Origin of the sequence: Virgisporangium aurantiacum (assembly GCF_016863635.1) — a bacterium.
Taxonomy (GTDB): domain Bacteria; phylum Actinomycetota; class Actinomycetes; order Mycobacteriales; family Micromonosporaceae; genus Virgisporangium; species Virgisporangium aurantiacum.
Window position 1 is genome coordinate 1 of the sequence record NZ_BOPG01000097.1, and the last position, 15,987, is coordinate 15,987.

At 68.8% G+C, this 15,987-nt stretch carries 12 protein-coding genes and 1 pseudogene; 7 read left to right on the forward strand and 6 right to left on the reverse strand.

What is annotated here, in order from left to right; all coding sequences use genetic code 11:
• The first annotated feature begins 187 nt into the window (after positions 1-187).
• Entirely contained in the window at positions 188-529 is a 342-nt protein-coding gene (locus Vau01_RS55065; protein WP_204010195.1) for a hypothetical protein, read from the forward strand.
• On the opposite strand, the gene Vau01_RS55070 is transcribed toward Vau01_RS55065, so the two are convergent.
• Positions 524-766, reverse strand: a complete 243-nt coding sequence (locus tag Vau01_RS55070; protein WP_204010199.1) for a hypothetical protein — start codon at positions 764-766, stop codon at positions 524-526. The genes Vau01_RS55065 and Vau01_RS55070 overlap by 6 nt on opposite strands.
• A 1,131-nt stretch (positions 767-1,897) precedes the next feature.
• Here Vau01_RS55070 and Vau01_RS55075 point away from each other — a divergent pair.
• Positions 1,898-2,659, forward strand: coding sequence for a DUF6928 family protein (locus tag Vau01_RS55075; RefSeq protein ID WP_204010202.1), 762 nt, complete (start codon positions 1,898-1,900; stop codon positions 2,657-2,659).
• On the opposite strand, the gene Vau01_RS55080 is transcribed toward Vau01_RS55075, so the two are convergent.
• The 4 genes and pseudogenes from Vau01_RS55080 to Vau01_RS55095 all read right to left on the reverse strand — a co-directional run bounded on the left by Vau01_RS55080 (position 2,566) and on the right by Vau01_RS55095 (position 4,822).
• A complete protein-coding gene (locus Vau01_RS55080) occupies positions 2,566-3,009 on the reverse strand; it encodes an ATP-dependent DNA ligase (protein WP_204010204.1) in 444 nt (147 codons plus the stop codon). The two genes, Vau01_RS55075 and Vau01_RS55080, sit on opposite strands and share 94 nt — an antisense overlap.
• Before the next feature lie 20 nt (positions 3,010-3,029).
• The gene (locus tag Vau01_RS55085) at positions 3,030-3,239 is read right to left on the reverse strand and encodes a hypothetical protein (RefSeq protein WP_204010207.1); all 210 of its coding nucleotides are present in this window, start codon (positions 3,237-3,239) and stop codon (positions 3,030-3,032) included.
• Positions 3,240-3,248: 9 nt separating this feature from the next.
• Positions 3,249-3,594, reverse strand: a pseudogene (locus tag Vau01_RS55090) (transposase family protein); the annotation flags it as partial.
• 415 nt (positions 3,595-4,009) lie between these two features.
• Positions 4,010-4,822, reverse strand: a complete 813-nt coding sequence (locus Vau01_RS55095) for a haloacid dehalogenase type II (RefSeq protein ID WP_204010220.1) — start codon at positions 4,820-4,822, stop codon at positions 4,010-4,012.
• A 288-nt stretch (positions 4,823-5,110) separates the two neighbouring features.
• Here Vau01_RS55095 and Vau01_RS55100 point away from each other — a divergent pair, with 288 nt between their 5' ends.
• Both Vau01_RS55100 and Vau01_RS55105 read left to right on the forward strand, forming a co-directional pair.
• Positions 5,111-6,652, forward strand: a complete 1,542-nt coding sequence (locus Vau01_RS55100) for a hypothetical protein (RefSeq protein ID WP_204010223.1) — start codon at positions 5,111-5,113, stop codon at positions 6,650-6,652.
• Positions 6,653-6,854: 202 nt separating this feature from the next.
• Positions 6,855-10,043: a right-handed parallel beta-helix repeat-containing protein gene (locus Vau01_RS55105; RefSeq protein WP_204010239.1), complete on the forward strand. Its 3,189-nt coding sequence runs from the start codon at positions 6,855-6,857 to the stop codon at positions 10,041-10,043.
• Here the strand turns inward: Vau01_RS55105 and Vau01_RS55110 are convergent.
• The gene (locus Vau01_RS55110) at positions 10,018-11,088 is read right to left on the reverse strand and encodes a LacI family DNA-binding transcriptional regulator (protein WP_204010242.1); all 1,071 of its coding nucleotides are present in this window, start codon (positions 11,086-11,088) and stop codon (positions 10,018-10,020) included. The two genes, Vau01_RS55105 and Vau01_RS55110, sit on opposite strands and share 26 nt — an antisense overlap.
• A 345-nt stretch (positions 11,089-11,433) precedes the next feature.
• On the opposite strand from Vau01_RS55110, the gene Vau01_RS55115 reads away from it, so the two are divergent.
• From Vau01_RS55115 to Vau01_RS55125, 3 genes are all read left to right on the forward strand, one after another.
• On the forward strand, positions 11,434-13,149 hold the full coding sequence (locus Vau01_RS55115) for a glycoside hydrolase family 30 protein (protein WP_204010244.1): 1,716 nt from the start codon (positions 11,434-11,436) through the stop codon (positions 13,147-13,149).
• 58 nt (positions 13,150-13,207) lie between these two features.
• A complete protein-coding gene (locus tag Vau01_RS55120; RefSeq protein ID WP_204010247.1) occupies positions 13,208-14,536 on the forward strand; it encodes a glycoside hydrolase family 10 protein in 1,329 nt (442 codons plus the stop codon).
• Positions 14,537-14,568: 32 nt separating this feature from the next.
• Positions 14,569-15,987: glucuronyl esterase domain-containing protein (locus Vau01_RS55125; protein ID WP_204010262.1), on the forward strand; the 1,419-nt coding region annotated here is incomplete at its 3' end.

Genomic DNA, 15,987 nt, shown 5'->3' on the forward strand with positions numbered 1-15,987 from the left:
TCGGCTCGGGGCGAGCCCGCGCTCACAGGATGCGCCCCACCGGCGTCCGACCTGAACGCGTCACTTCACAGCCAGAGCATCATCCGGCGACACCACCCAACCTTTATGACGGTGATCAGGGAACGGTCTCCGGCCGCTAGGTAGCACGGTTCGAGTTTGTTCGCGTCGGCCGGCGTGCAGGCACCAGGTGCTGACGGAATACCTGCGGCACCACAACACCGCGCCCGACCACACCGCGCCCTCGACCGATGTTCTCGGCGGTCTGATCCACGAGTACCGCCGGGCCGCCCGAGACAGCCAATCCCACTCGCCACCGCCCGGCCCCCGCAGAGGCGAATGCCTCGGAGGGTCCGGCCACAACGGAAGCCTCACCGCCGAAGACCGCCGCAAGGCCGAAAAAGAAGGCTTCGCAGAAACCTTCACCAACGACAGCATCTACTGCCAGTCCTACAAAAACTGCGACAACATCCGGAAACTCGTCGCCTCCGACAAGATGACGCCCACCGAGGCTGTCCTGGAGATCCTATGATCTGGCGCCGCCTACGACTCCTGCGTCAAGCAGCTCGTCGCGAACACCGCCGGCATCGAAGGGCTTCAACTCGCCCTGACCGTCATCGGGTTCGTCCCCGGCGTAGGAGAGGTCGCCGATGCCGCCAGCGTAGTCTTCGCTCTTGCAACCGGCGATACCGAAGGCGCCGTGGTATCGGCGCTGGCCATGATTCCCCACCTCGGTATCGCGGCCGGCGTAACGGGTGGCCAACCTCACTAGCAAGATCAAAAAGGCGTGCTGCAACTGTGGACCTGGTGCGATTGACGCTAGAAACCTCAAGTATTCCCAAACGGTCGAAAACCACCTGGTGATATCACTCGACAAGGCACTCCTGCCCGTCCGTTCATGCGATCGAGGATTTTGTTGCAGGAGATCATGCGCGGAAGTGAGCCGAGACCGGACCCTGGCGGTGTGCCCGGCGCATGGCGCTGGAATACTCCTGGAGCCTTGCATGACAAGCCAGGAACCTGGGAACTGGTCGTCGATACGAGAACCAATACAATTCTTCATTTCAACTTCACAACGAGGTATTAGACAATGATAGTCCGCAGGGAATCGGGTGTGCCTCTCGCGGGAAGACTCGCCTATGCCGGAGCTGAATACGCCTTTCGCTTCGACGTCGCCTCCGCCGCTGACCTTCTCGATCGGGCTGGTGGGTCAGGTCTAGCGGCTGTATCCATCGGCACACTGCAGATCGAAGTTGGAGTTGCCACCCGGCGTGCGCTTTTCGTATGGGGTATGCATCCTAAGGCGCGTTGGATTGAGGCGGCGCTGCCGCAGCCGAGCTGGGAAGGTTGCGCGGTCGTTATTGGTCCTGAAGTTGAGTACGCACCAGGAACATCCGTGCCAATCGCCGACTTCGGAGAGTGGAACACGGTTTACGATCCGACTACGGGTTGGGTTCGTGTATCGGCTGACTCGGGTCCCGAGGATGAACTCTCTGAAGTCGCTTCCGGTGTCTTGATTGGAGTAGTCAAGGACCATCTTGCTTCAGTTTGGCTAATGCCTGTATTCGAATAACGTTTGACGAAGACGACGAAGGGTTTGAACCGTGTGTCCGTAGTTCAGACCGGTGACGATTCTGTGCGTACGAAGGGATGAACCCCCAGCTCCAGCTCACGCTGACGTTCCTCCGCGACAAGCGGGAACAGGCGCGCCGGCTGCGGGCACGGCCCAGCGTCACCCTTGGCCTTCCGACGGTGGTGAACCGGACAACGACCCTACAACCGTGATTCGCGGACGAGATCACCACAGCCACGCCAAGTCGAGGCCGACTGCCGTCGACGTCATGGTCATCATCCGGTACGGTGCCGGCATTCTCCGCTGCTGACAGCCAAAGGAACGGGAATGGGTGCCAAGACCGCGCTGCTCGCCTTTACCGACGGCGACCTGCGCCCGGCGTTGCTCGGCGCCACTCGTTGCGACCCGACCGAGGCCGAGGAGCTGGTCCGGGAGGTCCATCCCGGATATGACGTGACGCCCATCGGCGACGGCACCCTGTTCGACGACACCAACCCGCCGGACGACATCACATATGTCACCGTCCTGGCCGGGGCCGAACTGCTCTGCAACGGCAGGCTCATTCTCGATCGCCCGTCGCAACTGCCCGAATACCTGCGCAAGGCCGGCGCGGGCCGGCGGATCATCATGCACGGGATGCACTCGGTGGTCGACTGGCTGTGCTTCGCCGTCTGGGAAGACGGCGTCCTCGTCCGGTCGCTCAGCCTGTCCCCGGACTCCGGCATCATGGAGAACATCGGCGAGCCCTTCGACTTCGAACGGCCGTACTGGGCCGGCGAACACCCAGTCGAACCCGAGCCCGGCTGGCCAGACCAGGAGCCCTACCCGCTGCCGTTCCACCCCCTCGAACTCGGCGAGGACGCGCTACGAGCACTCTTCGGCTTCATCATCGAAGGCTCTCCCCACCCAGACGACATCGACACCGAAGCCGTTCACCTCCACGGGTTCCGAGTCACCGACCCCACCGGTCAGGAACAGGCCGCCCGCGAAGCCGCCTACGAAGAGGCGCTGCGCACTATGGGACCGCCACGGTTGTTCCAGGCTGGCCCCGACGGCACGATGCGCGAAATCAGCTTTGACGATCTCTGACCACCGGACCAGTACTGTCGAACGCCTCTCGACGGTGCAACATTCAAGATCATGAAGGTGCAGAGAAGCATGCGGTTCTGCAGCCGCGCGAACGAGGGAACATCGCCGGTCTCGAGCGCGACGATCTCGCCGTCCACGACGGCGCGGCGGTCGCCGAGCAGGTGCGCCGTCTCGGCGAGCTCCAGGTAGGTGGTCGTCACGCCGTTGTGGTTGCGACTCAGAACCCGAACCCGGCCGGCCCGGATGTAGGTGACGGCGCGGACGCCGTCGAACCGTGAACTCGTACGCCCACCCCGGTGCGGCCGGCAACGGACCGGGGCGGCGAGCATCGGCCGGATCAGGTCCGGCACGGCCCCGCCCGTGAGTGACGTCATTCGCGGCTGTCGTCGATCGTGTCGACCTCGGCGAAGGTCGCCAGATCAAGACCGTGCCGGGACAGCAGCCGCTGCAGCTCAGCGGCGGTCGCGCAGTAGGCAACCTCGCCGCCGCCGCGCACCTCGATCCAGTCGCGGAGGCTGGACCCACGGTCGAGGTGGACGGTCTCGACCTCCCAGCCGGCGAACGCGAGAACGGGTTGCATTGAGCCTTTTCATCGTGGCTGGCGTTGCTCCTCGATGAGTTGGAGGACGAGGATCGCGGCGAGGATGGCGGTGGCTCGTTGTGAGCAGCAGTGCAGTCTGGCCAGGACTTTCCAGGTCTTGAGGGTGGCGTTGGCGCGCTCGCCGAGGGCTCGGATCTTGGCGTGGGATCGGTTGACGGCCTTCTGGTTGCGTGACAGCGGCGGCTGCGGATGGTGGCGTTTGTGGCGGGGTGCGCACGGTCCCGCCGGCGCCCTGATATGCCTTGTCCGCGAATGTCATCACACCCTCGTTGGTGAGGGCGTCGATGATGCCGTGCTCGCGGGCGGCGGTCAGGTCGTGGGTCGAGCCGGGCAGCCCGAGTGGACAACGAGATCGCCGACGGGTAGGACGGCATGCGAGAGGCTCCCTGGGAAGGGCATCTTGGTCGACTGCTGTCTTACCGGGAGCCTCTCCCCATGTCGACCTCGATCGATCAAGCTCGCTAGTCACCCCTCCTGACCAGCGCGGTCACGATGGAAATGGCTCAAGGTCCAGTGGGTGATCTCCAACCGATCGTGCATCCGCCGCTGGTGAGCGAGGGCCGACTCCGTCCGGGGTCGATCAGCGCCGTCCCGTCGCCGGTGGACGGGCGGTCACGGCGCTATCTCCTCACCGGGCTGGTGGTCTGCAGCATCTGCGGACGGCGAGCGGAGGCGACTGAGCCCATGGAAGCCGGGATACCGTTGCCGACACGGGCGAACGAGTGCCAGTCCAGGAGGCCGGGCCGCAGCTAGGTTCGCGCGTTCAACTGGTGTGCGAGATCGATCACGTCCGTAGCAACGACATTCCAATCGGAACTGGGTTGCAGGTCGCGGCTCTGTCCCGGCCCGTGCTCGGTCGGGCGCGGGATGAACGCCGTCGACAAGCCGCACCGCCGGGCCGCGGCGAGGTCGTCGTTGTGGGCGGCGGCTAGCATCACCTGCGCCGGCTCGAGGTCGAGAAAGGCCGCAGCGCGCAGATACGCCTCGGGCTGCGGCTTGTACCGGTGGGTCACATCCGAGCCGATGATCACATCCCACGGCAGACCCGCACGCTTCGCCATCCGTGTCAGCAGCCCCAGGTCGCCGTTGGACAGCGGACCGACGATGTGCCGCTCTCTCAGCAACGTCAGCCCTTCGACGCTGTCCGGCCACGGCGGAAGCCGCTCCCACGCATGGTTGAGATCGTCGACCTCATCCGGTGGCAACTCCAGCCCGAACTCGGCCATCGTCGCGGTCAGGTTCTCCCGGTGCAGTTCGGTCAAGGTGACGAACGGCCGACGCCCATCACGGACCGGTTTCATCGACGGCTCGTACTTCGCCCGCCAAGCGTCGGCGAACGCCACCGCGTCCACCTCGACGCCTCGCGCCATCCCGACCCGGTGAACGGCCGCGCTGACTCCGGAACGCCAGTCGACGACGGTCCCGAACGTGTCGAACAGGACAGCCAGCACACCGCCACCAACAGACCGGAACGAGCGCATCGGCGTCACGCGGTTCCCTTCGGATCGAGCCACCATCGAAACAACGACACCAGCATGCCCCCAGCCGGCCGCGCCTGACATTGCCGCACCGGTCGATGCAGCGATTCGGCTCAGCCGATCCCTACCGGTGGCCCTGGCCGACCGGGCCACCGATGATCCGTACCGATGACACCTGGGTCTGGCCCGACTCACTCTCCGTTATGGACCGTGAGTTTGCGGAGCACGTCTGGGGCGCCGGCACCCAGGCTCCCGACGTCGACGACACCGTGGTCCGCCGAGCGGTCATCGCCGTCTCGTCGTGAACTCCGGCCCGGTCCCATCCGTTGTGACAGGTCCAGCCGATTGGCGTCGTCGAGAGGGAGAACGGTGTTGGATACCCGAACCGACATGATCGGCGCCCGGCTCCCGGCCGGGTGGAGCTTCCTACCCGAGCCGGTGCTGACCGAACATCCGGTGCCCGGCGCGTTCATCGTCGAGATCGAGGTCGATGCCGGCGGGTTCCGCATCGACGGCCGGCTGACACCGCCGTCCGTGGTGGCCAGGGCGGTCGCGGCCGCGCGGTCCGCCGCCGGTGCGGATGCCGGACGCGACGAGCCGGTGCTGGTGGTGCCGCACGGCCTGATCCCGGTCGGGCCGGCCGCCGATCTGCTGTACGGAGCGCTGACCGACGCGCTGGGCGTTGTGGTGACGGCGTCCGACGGCCCGGTCGAGCTGGCCGGCGGCCGTCTGAACACGACTGGGGAGATCCGGTGGTGGGCGCCGGACCGCGGCGTCGTGGGCGTCGGCGACACTGTCCCGGTTGGTTGCGGCACGCCGGTCGGTCCGACCGTTGCCGCCCACCCGATCGACCCCGCGGTCGCGACGCCGCCGGGCGCCGCCCGCGTCCACGGGCGGGCCGCGGTCGTCGCCGCCGCCCGGGCGGACCACGAGCCGTACCCGGTGGCGGTGACGAGGTTGAACGGGGCTCACGCGCACACCCTCGACGCCGCCCGCTGGACCGGCCGCTGGACCGGTGTGGAGGCACCGCCACCGCCACGGGCTCCCGCCACCGGCCCCGGCACGAACGAGTCGGAAAGCGTCGACGGTGGCACTGGTCTATCGGATCCCGGGCCCGACCCGCCGCCGGAGGAGACACCGGCGGAGCCGGCCCGTCCGGTCTGGATTGCGGGCACGGACTGGGGGGCCGAGGAGCGGACGCTCCTGCGCCGGGCGATCCAGCAGCGTTACGACACCCACGCTCGCGCCGTCGGCCGCACGATCGCCGAGGAGCCCGGGCTGCACGCCGGCCGGCCGTCGGTCGATCTTGTCACCGACCTGGTGGCGTTGCGGGTGTTCGATGTTGATGAGCGTGACGTGGTCAATGGGGCGTTGCGTACCGGTTCGGGTGTCGTGCGGGATTTCCTGCTCGCCCGTGGCGCCGCCGCCGGTCTGGGTCGGCTGCCGGCCGTCTTCGGTCCGGTGTTCGCGTCGGGCGATATCGACCCCGGCGAACTGCGGCCCGGCAGTGAACTGGCCGAGCCGGGTTTCCTCGACGCCGACCTGGTGCGGGCGGCACCCGATGGGGTGCCGGTGGAGTACGTGATCTGGTCGGTCAGCGCCCACCGGCTCGGTGGCCTGAGCCCGGAGCGGCCGGCGGCGGTCATGTTCGGTCCGGGCGGCAGGTTCGTGGTGCTGGCCGTCGACCGGCCGACCGGTGCGGACGCTCCGGTGCGGGTGCTGCTGCGCGACCGCACCGGGCCGCAGGTCGACCGGCCCGGGATCGACGAGGACCTGACCACGCGGCTGCGCGCCGCCCTCGATCGGCCCGCCGGGCGGGAGCGGCGCGGGCACCTGCCGTTCGTGCCGGGCCTGGACGCCGGTGGTAACCCGTTCACCCGCACCGATACGACCGTCGAACATGGAGGACTGTGATCATGACCGCAAGCATTCTGTCGGTCAGCCGCGACGACCCGACGGGGTTGCCGCGGATCGCCGATGCGATCGCGGCTGCCGGGCCGGGTGCCACGATCGTGGTCCAACCCGGCGTGTATGAGGAGACCCTGCACGTGGTCGGCGAGGTCGCTCTGGTCGCCGAGGACGGCCGGGCACCGTCACGCTGCGCGCGCCCGGTGGCGTGGCGGTGTTTGCCGCCGGTCCGTCGGTCAGCCTGCGCGGGATCACCATCGTCGGCGGCAGCGCCGAATATCCGGCCGTCCAGGTCGGCGCGGGCACGTTGCGGCTGGCCGAGTGCGACGTTCGAGCCGATGGCGTGGTCGCGGTGCACGCCCCGGCGGGTCGGTTGGACATGCAGGACTGCATGGTGACAAATGCCGGTGGGGCGGGCGTGTTCTTCGACGGCATGTCGGGCGGGACGCTGTCGCTGGTGGGTGTGCGGGACACCGCCGGTGCCGGTGTGGTCATCGCCGGGCGGGCCGACCCGGTCCTACGCGGGTGTCTGGTGTCCGATGCGGACGGTCCGGGGATCCTCTGCACCGCCGGGGGGCACGGTGCCGTGACCGGCTGCGCGATCCGCGCGACGGCCGGCCCGGGGATCGCGGTGGAGGACGACGGCGCGCTGCAGACCGTCGACTGCACTATCGAGGACACCACCGGCCCGGGCTTCGTCGCCACCGGTGGCACGCCACGGCTGGCCGGCTGCACGTTGCGTGCGATCGACAGCCACGCCGTGGTGGTGTCCGGTACGGCCAGGCCGCAGGTGCACGGCTGCACGATCGCCGAGGCGGCCGGCCACGCGATCCTGATCCACGAGGACGCGGCCGGGTCCTTTGTCGACTGCGTTGTCGACGGCGCCGGCCCGGTCGTCGTGGCGGTCGGTGGCACGAGCCGGCCGGAGTTCCGTGGTGGCCGGTTCACCGGGGCCGGGGCGGTGACCGTTCTGCTCGACGGGGACTCCACGGCCACGGTCGACGGTGTGGGCATCGACAGTGGCCGGACCGGCATCGCGATCCGCGGCAACGCATCGCCGGCGATCGCCGGCGTCACCATCCGCGACTGCGCCGACGCCGGACTGCACGCGGCCGGCGACGGCCGACCGACCCTGTCGGAATCCACCGTGGAGCAATCCGGTACGGGTATCGCCCTTGACGGTGGCGGGCTCACGGTGACCGACGTCCGGATCCGGGGCGGTGAAAGGTGCGTGAGCGTCAGCGGTGGCCGGTTGACCATGGCCGGCTGCGACCTGTCCGGTGCCAAGGCGGCTGGCATCAGCGTCGCCGCCGGGGCGACCGCGACCGTCGAGGACAGCCGGGTTCGTGACGGAGCGGGCGTCGGGGTGCGGTTCGCCGCCGGCGCGCGCGGCCGGCTGGTCCGGTGCGAGATCACCGGCAACGCCGGGACCGGGCTCATCGCGGACGGATCGGTGCCGGCTGTCGACAGCACGGTCCGCGACAACGGGCGCGACCGTGCCACGCCGCCGGCCGGCCCGGCACCGCCGGTATCCGCCGTCGACTCCGGTGCACCCGCCGGTCCTCCGCACGCACCTGCCGGCGGCGCACCCGAAACGCCGGCCGGCGGGCCGTCCGAACCCCCGACCATCGGCCCGGCCGGGCCGGAAACTCCCGTCCGCGCGGGGGATGAGGCGCAGCCCGCCCCCCAGGATTCGTCGACCGTGCGGCCGCCGGCCGCCGGCGGGCCCGACCAGGAGGAGGATCGGACCGCGCTGCTGCTGGCGGAGCTGGACGGGCTGGTCGGGTTGGGTCGGGTCAAGCACGAGGTGGCGACACTCGTCGGGTTGCACCGCATCGGCCAGCGGCGGGCGGCGATGGGGTTGCCGCAGCCGCCGCTGTCGCGGCACATGGTGTTCGCCGGGGCGCCGGGTACGGGGAAGACGACCGTGGCGCGGCTCTACGGTGAGATCCTGGCCGCGCTCGGGGTGCTGCGTTCGGGTCAGCTGGTCGAGGTGTCCCGCGCCGACCTGGTCGCCGAACACATCGGCGGCACGGCGGTGAAGACGACGCAGAAGTTCACCGAGGCGATCGGTGGTGTGTTGTTCATCGACGAGGCGTACGCGCTGACCCCGGTGGAGTCCGGGTCCGGGCACGACTTCGGCCGCGAAGCGTTGGACACGATCGTGAAGTTGATGGAGGACCACCGCGACGAGGTCGTCGTCATCGTGGCGGGGTACTCGGCGCAGATGCGCGGTTTCCTGTCGGGCAACCCCGGCCTCGCGTCGCGGTTCGCCCGGACGTTGGAGTTCGACAGCTATGCCAGCGAGGAACTGGTGACCATTGTGGAGCGGCTGTGCCGCCGCCACCATTACGCGTTGGAGTACGACACCCGGCTCGCGCTGACCGAGCTGTTCGAGTCGATGCCGCGCAACGAGTCGTTCGGTAACGCGCGCGAGGCACGCAGGGTGTTCGAGGAAATGATCGGCCGGCAGGCGTTCCGGCTCGCGCAGGCCGGTGAGACCTCCGGCGTCGAGCTGGCCCAACTGCTGCCGCAGGACCTCGGAACCGCACCCGCACTCGCCGACACCTCGACGAGTAGCGAGGTCGACAGTCTCCTGGCGACGCTGCACACGATGATCGGGTTGAGTGCGGTCAAGCGGGAGGTCGCCGAGCTGATCGACCTGCTGGCCAACATCGGGGTACGGGCGAGGGCCGGCCTGCCCACGCCGTCGGTCTCGCGGCACCTGGTCTTCTCCGGCCCGCCCGGTACCGGCAAGACGACCGTGGCCCGGCTGTACGGCAGACTCCTGGCCGCGCTCGGGGTGCTACCCGGCGGGCAGGTGGTCGAGGTCGCCCGCCCGGACCTGGTCGGGGAGTACATCGGGCACACCGCGCAACGCACCCGGGAGGCGTTCGAACGCGCCCGCGGCGGCGTGCTGTTCATCGACGAGGCGTATTCGCTCGCGCCGCCGGACGCCCGCAACGACTTCGGCCGCGAAGCCATCGACACCCTCGTCAAACTGATGGAGGACCACCGCGACGAGGTCGTGGTCATCGTCGCGGGCTACTCCGCCGACATGGAACAGTTCCTGGCCGCGAACGCCGGCCTGCACTCGCGGTTCAGCCGGCACATCCACTTCACCAACTACACGCCCGACGAACTGGTGGCGATATTCGTCGGCCTCGCCACCGCTAGCGGCTACGAATGCCCCGGCGGCACCCTCGTCGCACTCCGCGCCCACTTCGAAGCCGTACCCGTCGACCGATCCTTCGGAAACGGCCGCTACGCCCGGCAACTACTCGACCTGTCCATCACCCGGCAAGCCACCCGACTCCGCTCGCAGAACACACCCACCGTCGACGACCTACGCACCCTCCTCGTCGAAGACATCACGCCCCACCTCGCACCGGTCTGACGGGCCGAGCCGTAGGTGCGGCGGTGCTCGCTCGGACGACGAGTTGGGTGGCTACCTCGACCCGGGCCGGCTCGACGGCCTCGCCGACTGCCAGTTGGAGCACCATCCGGGCAGCGGTGGCACCCATCTCGAAGAACGGTTGCCGCACGGTGGTCATCGGCGGGCCGCACCATTTGGTGATCTCGATGTCGTCGAAGCCGACGACGCTGAGCCGGTCGGGGATGCGGACGCCGATCCGGCGGGCGGCCTCGTAGACGCCGAGGGCCTGCAGATCGTCGCCGCACAGGATCGCGGTCGGGGGTTCCGGTAGCTCGAGCAGCTGCCGGCCCAGTTCGAGCCCGTCGTCGAAGTGGAATCGGCCGTGCCGCACGAGGGCGGGGTCGAGCGGGAGGCCGGCGGCATCGAGCACGCCCCGGCACGCGTCGAGCCGGGCCCGGGCGCAGAGGTAGTCCATCGGTCCGGTGATCACGCCGATCCGTCGGTGGCCGAGGTCGAGAAGGTGGCGCGTCGCGCTGATGCCGCCGCTCCAGTTGGCCGCCCCGACCGACGGGATCGAGTGGATCGGCTCGCCGGTCGGGTCGAGAACCACCATCGGGATGCCGCTGGCGGTGAGTTGTTCGTACTGCCGGGCCCGGAACACGGAGTTGACGGCGATGATGCCGGTGGGCCGGCGGGCGAGCAGCCGGTCGGCGGCGCGGCGCCCCGCCGGCACGGGCGCCTGCAGGTCGGTGAAACCGACGGCGTAGCCGTGGTCGCGCACGGCCTGCTCGACACCGCGCAGGATGCCCATCGCGAGATAGCTCTCCAGTCCGTAGAACGCCACCTCGACGCTCGGGGAGGCGGTTGCCGTTTCGGTGCGCCGGTAGCCGTGCTCGCGCAGGAGCGCCTCGATCCGGTCGCGGGTCTCGACGGCGATGCCGGACCGTCCGTTGAGAACCTTCGACACCGTAGGCGGGGTGACGCCGGCGAGCTGGGCGATGGTCGCGACGGTGACCTCGTTGCGGCGGCGCCGGCCGTTCTTGGCACCGGGACTCGCGGGATCCATGGACGACAGTCTAAGGGCCGGTCCCACCTTTTCGAGTGGACGCGCCTCGACGAATGTTCAGAAACTTTCCGGGAGTCTTCAGTTTCGGTTCCGTCGACTTCTCGTCGTATAAGCCTTGCCCTTCAACGCTCCTGGCGAAGTGCCGGGATGGTCGGGCGCGTCAACCCGAGATCAGATGAGATCCGCATCGCGGAAATGTTTCCTTGTCATTTCCGATCGTGTCTGGGAGCCTCGCGTCTACATAGGTTGGGGTCGATGCGCCGCGTGCGCCCGGCAGGTCCATCCGACAGGAGTCCATGTCGTGCGAACATTTCCAGACCGTGGTCGATCGCCGTGGGAGCCGGGTTGACGGTCGTCGCGGCCACCGCTGTGTCCACCGGCGTCACCGGCGTCGGCCAGCCCGGCGCGTGGGCCGCCTCGTCGGCGAGCATCAACGGCGCAACCTCGTACCAGTCGATCGACGGGTTCGGGTTCTCCTCGGCGTTCGGCCGGGCCGGCCTCATCCGCAGCATGTCCGAGTCCAACCAGCAGCAGGTGCTCGACCTGTTGTACAGCCCGACCACCGGCGCCGGGTCCAGCATCCTGCGGCTGGGCATCAGCTCCACCAGCAGTTCGATCCAGCCGACGAACCCGGGCGGGCCGAATGCCGCACCCCGGTACGTGTGGAACGGTGACGACGACTCGCAGGTGTGGCTGGCGAAGAAGGTCCAGGGCTACGGCGTCTCGCGGTTCTACGCCGACGCGTGGAGCGCGCCGGGGTACATGAAGACCAACGGAGCCGAGAACAACGGCGGCACGCTGTGCGGCCTGGCCGGCGCCTCCTGCGCCAGCGGCGACTGGCGCCGGGCGTACGCGAACTACCTGGTCCAGTACGCGAAGTACTACGGCCAGGAGGGCATCGGGATCAACGAGATCGGGTTCACCAACGAGCCCAACTACACGACCTCGTACTCGTCGATGCGGTTCACCCCGGCCCAGGCCGCCGAGTTCGCCAAGGTGCTCGGCCCGGTCGCGGACGCCGCCGGGTTCAAGACCGTCTGCTGTGACGCCGTGGGCTGGGACGGTCAGCGCCCCTACTCGGCGGCGATCCTGGCCGACGGCGAAGCCGCCCGGTGGGTCAGCACCCACACCGGGCACTCCTACGGCTCCGACCCCACCTCGCCGCTGGCCTCGGGTGGCCGGCACACCTGGATGTCGGAATGGGCGCCGAGCAGCACGGCGTGGAACACGAACTGGGACAACGGCGGCGCCACCGACGGGATCGCCGTGGCGCAGAAGATCCACACCGCGCTCACCGGTGGCAACGTCAACGCCTACATCTACTGGTACGGCATCTCCAGCGCCGGTACCGCCGCGTTCATCCAAGGGGACGGCACCAACTACAGCGTCTCCAAGCGCCTGTGGGCCATGGCCGCCTACAGCCGCTACATCCGCCCGGGTGCCACCCGCATCGGGGCCAACACCTCCGACGGCAACCTGCGACTGTCCGCGTACCGCAACACCGACGGCTCCGTGATCGTCGTCGCCCTCAACGCCGCGAGCACCGCCACGTCGGTGTCGTACGCGCTGCAGAACACCGGCGTCACCACCGGGACCGCCACGCCGTACCTCACCAACACGTCGAGCAGCATGACGGCGCAGGCCCCGGTCGGCGTCGGCGGCGGCACGTTCACCGCCACCGTGCCCGCCCGTTCGCTGGTGACGTACCGGATCACCGGCGACAGCACGCCGCCGTCGTCATCGCCTCCAGCGTCGCCGTCGTCCAGTGCGTCGAGCTCGCCGCCGGCCGGGTCCTGCACCGCGACCACGGTGCCGGGCACCGTGTTCGGCGACCGCTATAACACCACCGTCAACGTCTCCGGTGCCAGCAACTGGATTGTCACGGTGACCCTCACCGCGCCCCAGCGGGTCAGCACGACCTGGAGCGCGGACGTCACCTTCAGCGGCGGCGGCTATGTGATGACGGCCCGGCCCAACGGCAGTGGCGACTCGTTCGGCTTCACCACGATGTTCAACGGCAACAGCACCGCCAGACCGAGCGTCAGCTGCAGCGTCGGCTGACCGAGCACGGCGCACGACCCGTTCACGGCCGCCGCCAACGAGCCGAAAGGCAGCAATCATGACCAAACTCAGACGCCTCGGGGGACTCGCCCTGACGGTGGGCGCCGGTTCCGTCGCCGCCGCGGTGGCGTTGACCCTGCCGGGCCCGGCCAGCGCCGGCACGACGCTGGGCGCGTCGGCCGCGGAAACGGGCCGTTACTTCGGCACGGCCGTGTCGGTGGGCAAACTCGGTGACTCCACCTATGTGGGCATCCTCAACCGCGAATTCAACAGGGTCACCGCCGAGAACGAGATGAAGTGGGACGCCACCGAGCCGTCCCAGGGATCCTTCAACTACGCCAACGGTGACCGCATCCTCAACCAGGCCGTCGGCAACGGCTCGCGGGTCCGCGGTCACGCGCTCGCGTGGCACAATCAGCAGCCGGGCTGGGCGCAGGGTATGTCCGGCAGTGCGTTGCGCAACGCGATGGTCAATCACATCACCCAGGTCGCCACCCACTACCGGGGCAGGCTCTACGCCTGGGACGTGGTCAACGAGGCGTTCGCCGACGGCAACGGCGGCGGGCGACGCGACTCGAACCTGCAACGCACCGGCAACGACTGGATCGAGGTCGCGTTCCGTACCGCCCGCGCCGCCGACCCGGGCGCGAAGCTCTGCTACAACGACTACAACACCGACGGTGTCAACGCGAAGTCGACCGGTATCTACAACATGGTCGCCGACTTCAAGGCCCGCGGTGTACCGATCGACTGTGTTGGCTTCCAGTCACATCTGACCAACTCGGTACCCGGTGACTACCAGGCCAACCTGCAACGCTTCGCCAACCTCGGCGTCGACGTACAGATCACCGAACTCGACATCTCCGGATCCAACCAGGCCAACGTCTACGCCAGCGTCGTGCGGTCGTGCATGGCCGTGGCCCGCTGCACCGGCCTCACCGTCTGGGGAATCCGTGACAGCGATTCCTGGCGTACCGGCCAGAACCCGCTCCTGTTCGACAACAACGGAAACAAGAAGGCGGCCTACACGTCGACGCTGAACGCTCTCAACGCCGGCGGACCGACCGTCCCACCGTCGTCCGGGTCGCCCTCGTCGTCGTCGCCACCGTCAGGTGGAACCTGTTCCGCGACGGTGCGCGACGGCACGCGATGGTCCGACCGGTTCAACTCCGAGGTGACGGTCAGCGGAACCAACACCTGGACCGTCGTGTTGGCCCTGACCTCACCGCAGACGGTGTCCTCGACGTGGAACAGCACCTACACCTATGACGCCGCCACGCGGACCGTGACCCTCAGACCCAACGGCAACGGCAACGTCTTCGGCATCACCGTCCTGGCCAACGGCAACTTCACCCGCCCAACCGTCCGATCCTGCACGGCCGCCTGACCTCCGTGCCACAACCCGAAAGGAGAAGCCTGGTGAGACCCAATGTCCGTTCGACGATCCTCGTCGTTGCAGTGGCGGCACTCGCGTTTGGCGGCGCCGTTAACGCCGTGATCAGCGGCCCGGGGGCCGCCGCGGCCTTCGCGTCACCGGTCGAAGACGAAGGCGCCGACTGTCCGGTGACCCTGCCCGCCACAACGCCGTCCAACGCCAAGCTCCCCGACCCCTTCACAAGGCTGAACGGCACGCGCATCTCCACCACCGCAGACTGGCGGTGCCGCCGTGAGGAGATCAAGAAGCTGGCCGAGCGGGACGTCTACGGCACCAAACCCGCGAAACCCGCCACCGTGAGCGGCACCGTCTCGAGCACCAACATCACCGTCAACGTGAGCGAAGGCGGCCGCAGCGCCAGCTTCTCGGCCAGCGTCAGCCTGCCCAGCGGAACCGGACCCTTCCCGGCGGTCGTCGTCTACGGCGGATTCGGCGCCGACACGGCCACCATCCGGGCCGCCGGCGCGGCCGTCATCAACTACGACCCCTACACCGTCGGCAGGGAAGGAACAGGGCGGGCCAACAAGCAGGGCGCGTTCTACACCCTGTACGGCTCGACGAGCACCACCGGTCTGCTCCAGGCCTGGGGCTGGGGAGTCAGTCGCATCATCGACGTCATCGCACAGTCCGGCGGGTCGGTCCTCAAAGCGAACGCGATGGGTGTCACCGGATGTTCGCGGTTCGGCAAGGGCGCCTTCGTCGCGGGGGTCTTCGACCAGCGCATCGCCCTGACCATGCCGATCGAGTCGGGTACCGCCGGTGTTCCGATCTTCCGCGGTGTCAACGCCGAAGGCGGCCAGACCCTCAGCAGCGCCTACGGGGAACAGCCCTGGTTCGGCGACGCGTTCGGCTCCTTCACCGGCAACCCGAACGGTCTCCCGGTCGACACGCACGAAATGGTGGCCATGGTCGCGCCGCGCGGCCTGTTCATCATGGACAACCCGCACATCGCCAACCTCGGCCCCAGGTCGGCCAGCGTCGCCGCCCTGGGCGGAGCCGAGGTCTACAAGGCTCTCGGCGCGGGTGACAACATCACCTACTGGTCCGACGTCCAGAACGGCAACCACTGCTCCAACCGTCCCGAGTGGACGACCCCGCTGCAGCAGAACATCCAGAAGTTCCTCCTGAACACCGGCAACGCTCCCGGCTCGATCAGGATCGCGGCCAAGGCGCTCGGCAACCTGTCCCAGTGGCGAGACTGGACGACCCCGACCCTGGGCCAGTCCCCGTCGTCCCCGCCCGCGCCGCCGTCGTCGTCCGCTCCTCCCTCGTCGGCGCCGCCGTCGTCCGCGCCTCCGTCGGGCGGGAGTTGTACCGCGACGGTGCGCGACGGCACCCGATGGTCGGACCGGTTCAACACCGAGGTCACCGTCACCGGCACCAACACCTGGACCGTCGTCCTC

What these genes read in the sequence shown, in the direction of transcription:
- Vau01_RS55075 (WP_204010202.1), top strand. Translation starts at nt 1,898, where the DNA reads ATGGGTGCCAAGACCGCGCTGCTCGCCTTTACCGACGGCGACCTGCGC.
- Vau01_RS55085 (WP_204010207.1), bottom strand. Translation starts at nt 3,239, where the DNA reads ATGCAACCCGTTCTCGCGTTCGCCGGCTGGGAGGTCGAGACCGTCCAC.
- Vau01_RS55095 (WP_204010220.1), bottom strand. Translation starts at nt 4,822, where the DNA reads ATGTCAGGCGCGGCCGGCTGGGGGCATGCTGGTGTCGTTGTTTCGATG.
- Vau01_RS55110 (WP_204010242.1), bottom strand. Translation starts at nt 11,088, where the DNA reads ATGGATCCCGCGAGTCCCGGTGCCAAGAACGGCCGGCGCCGCCGCAAC.
- Vau01_RS55120 (WP_204010247.1), top strand. Translation starts at nt 13,208, where the DNA reads ATGACCAAACTCAGACGCCTCGGGGGACTCGCCCTGACGGTGGGCGCC.